An 8,806-nucleotide genomic window follows, 5' to 3' on the forward strand; every position below is an offset into this window, starting at 1 on the left:
GACTCGCTTTCTATTTTATCTATAAAAAGATAGAGAAAGCGGGTAATTTTTTATCAAAAGAAAGATGCAGAATTATCATATCAAGAGTTGAATTAAATCTAGATTCTCTAGTTATTTTAAACGGGAATAAAATCTATGACTATATTTTCTCTTGATGAACTCAAAAATTTAGTCCAAAATCCTCAATATCCATGTGTTTCTCTGTATCTACCTATGGAAAGATTGGGAGGGGAAACACGACAAAATCCCGTTCGGTTTAAAAATTTAATTCGAGAAGCGGAAAAACGCTTAGATGAAATGGGTTTACGTTCCACTGAGTCGGTAAACTTGCTTAAACCAGCGATGGAATTAGATAATATTGGTTTTTGGGAAAATCAAAATCAGGGATTAGTAATTTTTAGTTCTCCCAATCTATTTCGTTACTATTGTTTACCAATTTCCTTTCCTCAATTGACAATTGTTGGCAAGAATTTTCACATCAAACCCTTACTAGAACTGATTAATAATGATGGAAAGTTCTATATTTTGGCATTGAGTCAAAATCATGTCAAATTTTACGCTGGAACGCGCTACAAGCTAGATGAAATAGCAGTAGAAAATATGCCCAAAAATCTGGCGGAAACACTTCTAGAAGATGAATTTCAAAAGGGTGTACAGCACAGAATTGGTACACCGCGAAGTGTAAGTTATGCCTCTCAACAACCGGGTTCTGTCCATGGACAGGGTAGTTCAGATCGGGAAAAACATGAGCGAGAGATTTTAAATTTTTGTTATGCTGTTGATACTGCATTACATGAAATCTTAAGAGATGAAAAAGCACCTTTAATATTAGCAGGAGTAGATTATTTATTACCAATTTACCAAAAGGCTAATACCTATACACATTTTTTAGAAACAGGTATTACTGGTAATGTGGAATTGATGAAAATGGCAGAATTAAATCGTGCAGCTTGGGAAATTGTTTCTCCTTTATTTCAACAGGAATATGAAGAGATAATGGCTGTTTATCTGCAATTAGCGGGGGAAGAAAGTATCAAGATTGCTAATGACATAAAAACAATTATTCCGGCTGCATATTATCAAAGAGTTGATACTTTGTTTGTGCCTTTAAAACAACATATATGGGGTAAATTTGATTTACCAAATGCCACAGTTGAATTACACCCAGAACCAGCACCAGATGATGAAGATATGTTAGATTTTGCCGTGATTCATACCATATTAAATGGTGGTAGAGTTTATACTCTTGAACCAGAAGCAATGCCTAGTGGACTCAAAGTAGCGGCTATTTGCCGATATTAATTTAATATTACTTTTTAGTGGTGTGTTTTCTTTCGTAGACAACGCACCTTTTTAAATTCTATATTTTGCATTTAATAAGTATTTGTCAGGATATATTACTAGTGGAAATTATAAAATATCTTCAAAATAGTGATTAACTACGCAAAAACACTTAATATAGTTTTTAGAATTTTTGAGAATTTCTAGCAAGCTAATAACATGATGGTACTTTAAACTAGCTTAAAATAAAGTAATGGCAATTTATTCCTAAAAAATCTCTAATTATCTTTATTATGGAAGATTTTGTTCCTAGTCTTTGATTAGGAATGCTATTTTTTTTGGCTTTTTCCTCGTTCCTAGTCTCTGACTGGGAACGTACTTGATGCTTTATAAATCAATAAATTGTTTCCTCGCTGCTGCTAAAATTAATCGTTGTTCAGCACGAGCGATCGCTTTATAGGTCATTTCTACAGCTTCCGGTTCTACAGAAATAGAAGTAATTCCCCATTCTATTAACTTATCAATTATTTCTGGATAAAGCACGGGAGCTTGACCACAGATAGAACAGGGAATACCTCCAGCTTGAGACATTTTAATTAATTGAGATATTGCTTTCATCACTGCTGGATGACTTTCATCAAATATTCTCCCTAATTTTCCCTGTTCCCTCTCTATTCCTAATAACAATTGAGTTAAATCATTTGTGCCAATAGAAATACCCATCACACCAGCTTTAATATATTCAGGTAATAGAAATAGTATACTAGGAACTTCTGCCATGATCCATAATTGAAACTGAGATATTTGCATTAATTCAGCTTGCTCAACCTTATGACGACAAAATATAAATTCTTCCACAGTACGGACAAAAGGTAATAGCAAATTAATATTTCTATAACCAGATGCTTGAACTATTGCTAAAGCTTCTAATTCCAATTCAAAAACTGTCGGATACTGCATATAACTGAAAACACCTCTGTCACCAAGAATTGATGACTGTAATAATGGTAAATTTTCACTTAATGATGTGAAATTATGGGCTGGTAAATCTAAAGAACGATAAAAAATAGGTCTGGGTAAAAAAGCGCGAGCAAACTGCATAATTTGCTGAGATAATAACTCTAATAATTCCGCCCGTCTTCCCTCTATTAACCATTGTTTAGGGTGTTTTCCTTCCAGAATATTTAACAGCATTAATTCAGAACGTAATAATCCCACCCCATCAACTGGTAAAGACTGTACCTGTTCAATTAATTGAGATTGACTTAAATTTACCATTAACTTAGTTGCAATTATTGGTAAATTACTAGGTTGATAATTAATAATTTTTTTCTCAGTGATTAATCCTTCTATCTCCTCACTAGGAAACTTTTCCTTATCTTCTGTGAGACGAAACACTTTCCCCTTATCTCCGTCTATTAATAATTTTTCACCGGCTTGTAAAAGAGTGGTTGCACCTATGGCACTAACAACCGCAGGAATACCTAACTCCCTAGCTAAAATTGCCCCGTGACTAGTTAATCCTCCTTGTTCTGTAATAATGCCAGCAACTCCTTGTAGTAAAGGCAAGCAATCAGGAGTAATCATTGGTGCGATGAGAATTACGCCTTTGGGAACTTGTATTAGTTTCTGTGATAAATTTAAAATATAGGCATTAGCAATAATTTTGCCTTTAGCTGCTCCAATACCTTGAATAAATTGGACACTTTCATTTACAGCTTCAGGAACAGAGACTTCTGTAATATAGAGTTTAGTTGCTAAAGATTCTTGAGCAACTGTCCATTTCATCGTTAAATTTGTCCCTAATTCACCGACTATTTGATTTCCCACAGAAATTAATTCTTGTAAATATTCTTCTGGTAAAGCATATTCTTGTTGTTGAGATTCTGCCAAAATATAAGCCATTAGAAAATTACTATTTAATGTTGGTGGCAATTGTTCAGCAGAGAAAGAATTACCATGATCAAGACGATATGCTAACATTTTACTACCCAATTGTCGTTCTATTACCATCCCAGTTTTTGGTTCTATATAGTAAACATCTGGTAATACCTCACCATTGGTAATTGCTAATCCTAAACCCCAGGTAGATTCAATATCCCATGGGGATGATTTAGTATTGATTGTGCCAGAGGCAATGGCATTGTCAACAGGTTGCACCAATACCCCTAAATTAATTTTGGGCAAACTAATACCCACACTTTGCCAATATAGTAAACTTCTCGCACGAAATAACTGACTCCAAAGTAGTTTTAAAGCTGCAGCAATTTCTTCTTCTTCACAGGGGCAAAATACCGACTCAAATAACCCAGATATATTATTCATTTCTTGGTTAGTTGATATGGCCAAACTTGGATGTAAAATTAAACTGCTTCTTTGCCATTGTCTGGCTGCTTGAAAAATTGTCCTCACCCAATTAAGTGGTACAGTAGCCGACATAATTTCCTGGCGTAAGCGCCCAGCAACCTGTTGAAGTTGTCGCCAATTATTTACATCTAAATGTAGAGAAGAATGGGGTAAATCACCAATTAACGACTCTGAACTATGGATATTTTCCAGAAATTGCTGCAAAACGTCCGCTGCAACTACAAAACCCGGTAAAACAGGATAACCCCGTTGTTTAATTCTGCTTAAATAAAATGCCTGAATGCCAACTTTTGTCCGGTCTTGTAGTTTAATTTGGTCAAGCCAATAGAGTTTATCCACTCAATTTATACAGGTGTTAGTTTTCAGATGTTACATAAGGCTAATTAGGGAGTCAGCATTTGTTCTGACTTAATTATTAAATAATATTTATTACATACTTTTTGTTAATATATTACTAATTAGTACGAACAATGCCCCGATTTCATTTATTAAACTATTTACCACCGAAAAAAATTGATCAACCCTTATTATATTGCCAGTAGTGACTGGCTAAACACTGGACTTCGTTTATGTTTTGCCTTGTTTATTGGAGCTTTAATTGGCTTAGAACGACAACTAAAAAATAAACCGGCTGGTTTAAGAACCCATATGTTAGTAAGTTTAGGTTCATGTATGTTTGTTCTTATCACTATCCAAACTGGGGGAATAGAATTGAGTCCTGATTCTCTTAGTCGTGTAGTTCAAGGTATTACTGCGGGAGTGGGATTTTTGGGGGCTGGGGAAATTTTGCGTGAATCTTCCCAAACATCAAAATCACCAGAAATTCATGGTTTGACTTCCGCAGCCGCGATTTGGGTATCTGCGGCTTTAGGAATTGCTGCTGGGTGTGGTTTATGGCAATTAGGATTAATGGGTGCTGTTTTAACTGTAATTATTCTACACATATTTAAAAGATTAGAAAAGTTTTATTAGTCAAGTGAACAGAAAAATCTCCAGGTATAATATTAATTATCTTTTTAACGCAGATTAGGAGGGCTGATAATTAACAATTGTACCCCACCATCACCTCTATTAATTGCCAATACAGGAGGACGCTGATTAAATTGTGCATCAGAAGGCATAGATGGAAATACATAAACCCAATCATTACTTTCAATTAATAAGCGCCAAATAATTGGTTTTTGAGGATCTGTTAAATCATTTGTTTCTTGACCAATAATATTTTTAAACTGTTCCATATCCCCAATAATATGAGAATCTTTTAAAGAAGGATCTATCAATATATCATCTAAATTACGTCCCAAAGGAAGTTTATCTTTAGCACTAACAATACTAACTATGGGTCTTGCAGAAGTATTATTAACAGCATCTCGATAAGCATCGTACTGACCTTGAAAACGTCCCAACCAAAACAACGATCCTAAAATGCAAATCACAATTACAATTTCTTGACGTAATGACGGGGGTAAAAGTTTGGCAAGAGAACGCAAAATATTAAGTAATGGAAAATCATGGATTTTCTTAATCAGTGTTTGGACTTTATTAGGGATATTTTGATGATTTATTTTTGGTGAAATTGCCCACAATATAACTTGAATTAAAGATATTGTTAAAGTCATAGCTATGACAGCCCGGATAAATATCCAGAAATTACCAAAAATAATTTGTATTGGTACTATTAAAAAAGACTCATGGGGTAGATTGAGAGTATTAAGTTCCAATGCAAAAAAGCCAAAATAAGCCCAGCGATAGACCCAACCAATAAAGTAAATAAAAATGCCTAAAACTCCGATGAGTCCAGCGAAATTACCAAGGATGTTGATACTGGGTGGATTTTGAGGTTCTGGTGACATAGGTGATTTGTGAGAAAATTCAGGAATAGGGGCTGTTATTGGTGATTTTATCTCATAATAAGATTAGAATAGAAAAAAATTACACTATTCAGCATTAATACTCACCTGTAAATATATGAAAATTGTTTCCAAGACCTTAAGCTTGATGTTAGTAGTAGCTGTAGCTGGGATAACAGAAAGCATTAAACCAGTGACAGCAAATATACAACTAGCGCAAATATCAACACAAGCAACTACAACAGTCGAAAACCCGCCCATATCTTTAGCATTGCCCACAATGGCGGATATTAAGCTAAAAAATGGCGAATCAATGACTTCAGCAAGGGTATCGAGATTTGATCCTAAAGGGCAAAAAATTGAGTTTTCTCGTGGTAGAAAGTCTAAATTGTTGTCAGTTACTGAAGTGCAGCAGATAGTTTTCAAGAAAAATAAAGAATCTTTGGTTTATATTAGCACAGGTGCGATAGTGATCCGGGGTGAAGATAACAGTAACAGTAAGGCTACACAAAGCGTATGGTCGGATATTCCCCTCGAAGCGTTTGAGTTGTTTGACCCCCAAAAAGGACAAGCTAGGGTGAATTTAGCAACGGTGATAAAAAACCCAAACAAACTGAAGGAAATCCGTTCTTTGGCTGTGAAAGGTTTGTATATAGCAGATGAGATTGAGTTTAGTTCCAAAGGTAAGATGACGATTAAGGTAACACCTGTTGACAAGAAGAAATAACCCCGCCCTAACCCTCCCCTTGCTAAGGGGAGGGGACTGGAATTCTCTTGTTTCCCCCCTTTGTAAGGGGGGATTAAGGGGGGTCAACTTAGCAAGGAGAGGGGACTGGATTCTCTTGTTTCCCCCCTTTGTAAGGGGGGATTAAGGGGGGTCAACTTAGCAAGGAGAGGGGACTGGATTCTCTTGTTTCCCCCCTTTGTAAGGGGGGATTAAGGGGGGTAATTTAAATATTTATCTTATGACAGAACTTTATAACAAGACTTCAGAAAAAGAAAAAAGAAGATCGCTCCGTAATAATATGCCACCTGCGGAGAAGATTGTTTGGGAAAAGCTGAGAAATCGGCAAATCGAAGGTTGCAAATTCCGCAGACAGTACAGCATTGATAGATTTGTGATTGATTTTTATGCTCCAGAATTAAAACTGGCGATCGAAATTGATGGGGATAGTCATTTTCAAGATGGGGCGCAAGTTTATGATTATGAACGACAATCTTTTCTTGAATCTAGTGGAACTCGCTTTTTGAGGTTTACAAATCAACAGGTTTATGAAAATTTGGCAGGTGTCATCACAAGTATTGCTCAAACTGTCTGTCAATTGCGGAATTTGACCCCGCCCTAACCCTCCCCTTGCTAAGGGGAGGGAACCGGATTCTCTTATTTCCCTCCTTTGTAAGGGGGGTCAAATATCCCACTTTTTACGGAATTTGACCCCGCCCTAACCCTCCCCTTGCTAAGGGGAGGGGACCGGATTCTCTTATTTCCCTCCTTTGCAAGGGGGGACTAAGGGGGGTCAAATATCGAAGTTCACAAAAGAGGAATGATGATGAAAAAGAACAATCAAAACAATAACTGGCTTTTAGGATTACTCAAACATCGTTATACAAGTCTGAGTATTGCTGTTTTCTTGTTGTGTGGGGTGAGTGGGGTTGTTGACTCTAACCGTGTTTTGGCAAAGGATGATTTACTGAAAATTGCCCAATCTCCAGCAGCAACAAAGGAAAATGCAGAACGGGTTTTTGATGAGGGAATGAAACTTTATCAACAAGGATCAGCAGAGTCACTGCGACAAGCAATTCAAAAATCGCAGGAGGCTAGATTATTGTATCGGGCTGTGGGCGATCGCCGTGGGGAAGCTACCACTCTCAATAATATCGGTGCTGTCTACAATGCTTTAGGAGAAAAGCAAAAGGCTCTGGACTATTACAACCAAGCCTTACCCATACGTCGGGCTGTGGGCGATCGCGGTGGGGAAGCTACCACTCTCAATAATATCGGTGCTGTCTACGATGATTTAGGAGAAAAGCAAAAGGCACTGGTGGACTATTACAACCAAGCACTCCCCATACTTCGGACTGTGGGTGATCGCGGTGGGGAAGCTACCACTCTCAATAGTATCGGTGCTGTCTACTTTGATTTAGGAGAAAAGCAAAAGGCACTCGACTCTTTCAACCAAGCTTTACCCATACGTCGGGCTGTGGGCGATCGCCGTGGGGAAGCTACCACTCTCAATAATATCGGTGGTGTCTACGATGATTTAGGAGAAAAGCAAAAGGCACTAGACTTTTACAACCAAGCTTTACCCATACGTCGGGCTGTGGGCGATCGCGGTCGGGAAGCTATCACTCTCAATAATATCGGTATTCTTTACCGAGATACCAAAAAGCCCCTTGAAGCTATCAAAAATCTTGAGCAATCTGTTAACTTAATCTTACAACTTCGTAGTGGTGTAGCTAGAGAAAATCGCCAAACCTTTTTAGACAGTGAAGGAAATAAAGCTATTGCTTTGATTGATTTATTAATCACAGAAAATCAGCCAAAAGAGGCGTTTACCTATGCAAATTTAGCAACTGTGGCGGATTTAGCTGATTATTCTCGTCTTGTAAATGTCAAAATTGCCAACCCAGAAGCACAAGCAGCGATAGACAAATGGAATCAAGACAATCGGGAATTAGAAAGTCTGCGAAAGGACTTGCAACAAAAATTCTCAGAACAACTATCTGCAAAGGTGAATAAATTACAGGAAGACCTTAACAAACAAGCGGAGAATATCAGAAAACGCTTTGTAGAAATTGCTGATTTATTTGAAACCAAACCCACAGATATCGCCCAACTACAGGCAAATATCTCCCCAGAGACAACAGTTATTCAGCCTGTGATATTAAACAATGATATTGCTTTATTTTTACTCACCAGAGATAAAATCAAAGTTATTAAAGTTCCATTACCAGCAAAATTTGATGATTTACTAACAAAAACCTCCCAATCACTAAGTAACCGTTATAGCGAAAATTATCTTGAGAATTTAGAAGAACTGCATAAATTATTAATAAGTCCCCTGGAAAAGGAAATTCAAGCTACAAAACCCAAACAAATCAGCATTATTGCTACTGGTAAACTTCGCTATATTCCCTTTGAAGCACTCTATGACGGTAATCAATACCTAATTGAAAAATATCCTATTATTTATTTACAGCAGTTTGATATCAAGTCCAGTACAAGAATAGCTATCTAAATAGGGTCAAAAAACAATCCACAATGATTAAACCAATTGAGAGCATTTTCATCAGTAATAGCATTAACC

Annotated in this window: 7 protein-coding genes; 5 read left to right on the forward strand and 2 right to left on the reverse strand. The window is 36.8% G+C overall.

Features of this window, described 5'->3' with window-relative positions:
* The first annotated feature begins 135 nt into the window (after nucleotides 1-135).
* Nucleotides 136-1,302, forward strand: coding sequence for a baeRF7 domain-containing protein (locus H6G44_RS13355; protein WP_190386960.1), 1,167 nt, complete (start codon nucleotides 136-138; stop codon nucleotides 1,300-1,302).
* A gap of 366 nt (nucleotides 1,303-1,668) precedes the next feature.
* Here H6G44_RS13355 and H6G44_RS13360 read toward each other — a convergent pair whose 3' ends face one another.
* Nucleotides 1,669-3,987: a putative PEP-binding protein gene (locus tag H6G44_RS13360; protein WP_190386961.1), complete on the reverse strand. Its 2,319-nt coding sequence runs from the start codon at nucleotides 3,985-3,987 to the stop codon at nucleotides 1,669-1,671.
* A gap of 174 nt (nucleotides 3,988-4,161) precedes the next feature.
* Here H6G44_RS13360 and H6G44_RS13365 point away from each other — a divergent pair, with 174 nt between their 5' ends.
* Nucleotides 4,162-4,620 carry an MgtC/SapB family protein gene (locus H6G44_RS13365; protein ID WP_190386962.1) on the forward strand — a complete coding sequence of 153 codons (459 nt, stop codon included), beginning with the start codon at nucleotides 4,162-4,164 and terminating at the stop codon, nucleotides 4,618-4,620.
* 44 nt (nucleotides 4,621-4,664) lie between these two features.
* Here H6G44_RS13365 and H6G44_RS13370 read toward each other — a convergent pair whose 3' ends face one another.
* Nucleotides 4,665-5,501, reverse strand: a complete 837-nt coding sequence (locus tag H6G44_RS13370; RefSeq protein WP_190386963.1) for a hypothetical protein — start codon at nucleotides 5,499-5,501, stop codon at nucleotides 4,665-4,667.
* Between the two features lie 115 nt (nucleotides 5,502-5,616).
* Here H6G44_RS13370 and H6G44_RS13375 point away from each other — a divergent pair, with 115 nt between their 5' ends.
* The 3 genes from H6G44_RS13375 to H6G44_RS13385 all read left to right on the forward strand — a co-directional run bounded on the left by H6G44_RS13375 (nucleotide 5,617) and on the right by H6G44_RS13385 (nucleotide 8,737).
* Nucleotides 5,617-6,225 (forward strand): hypothetical protein, encoded by a 609-nt coding sequence (locus H6G44_RS13375; RefSeq protein WP_190386964.1) that lies wholly within the window; start codon nucleotides 5,617-5,619, stop codon nucleotides 6,223-6,225.
* A 238-nt stretch (nucleotides 6,226-6,463) separates the two neighbouring features.
* Nucleotides 6,464-6,844 (forward strand): endonuclease domain-containing protein, encoded by a 381-nt coding sequence (locus H6G44_RS13380; RefSeq protein WP_190386965.1) that lies wholly within the window; start codon nucleotides 6,464-6,466, stop codon nucleotides 6,842-6,844.
* A 204-nt stretch (nucleotides 6,845-7,048) separates the two neighbouring features.
* Entirely contained in the window at nucleotides 7,049-8,737 is a 1,689-nt protein-coding gene (locus tag H6G44_RS13385; RefSeq protein ID WP_190386966.1) for a tetratricopeptide repeat protein, read from the forward strand.
* Nucleotides 8,738-8,806 lie beyond the last annotated feature (69 nt).

The organism is Aphanizomenon flos-aquae FACHB-1287 (assembly GCF_014698755.1).
Taxonomy (GTDB): domain Bacteria; phylum Cyanobacteriota; class Cyanobacteriia; order Cyanobacteriales; family Nostocaceae; genus Dolichospermum; species Dolichospermum flosaquae.

Bases quoted from the DNA above. Each gene is read 5' to 3' on its own strand.
- H6G44_RS13355 (WP_190386960.1), top strand. From the start codon at position 136: ATGACTATATTTTCTCTTGATGAACTCAAAAATTTAGTCCAAAATCCT.
- H6G44_RS13370 (WP_190386963.1), bottom strand. From the start codon at position 5,501: ATGTCACCAGAACCTCAAAATCCACCCAGTATCAACATCCTTGGTAAT.
- H6G44_RS13375 (WP_190386964.1), top strand. From the start codon at position 5,617: ATGAAAATTGTTTCCAAGACCTTAAGCTTGATGTTAGTAGTAGCTGTA.
- H6G44_RS13380 (WP_190386965.1), top strand. From the start codon at position 6,464: ATGACAGAACTTTATAACAAGACTTCAGAAAAAGAAAAAAGAAGATCG.
- H6G44_RS13385 (WP_190386966.1), top strand. From the start codon at position 7,049: ATGAAAAAGAACAATCAAAACAATAACTGGCTTTTAGGATTACTCAAA.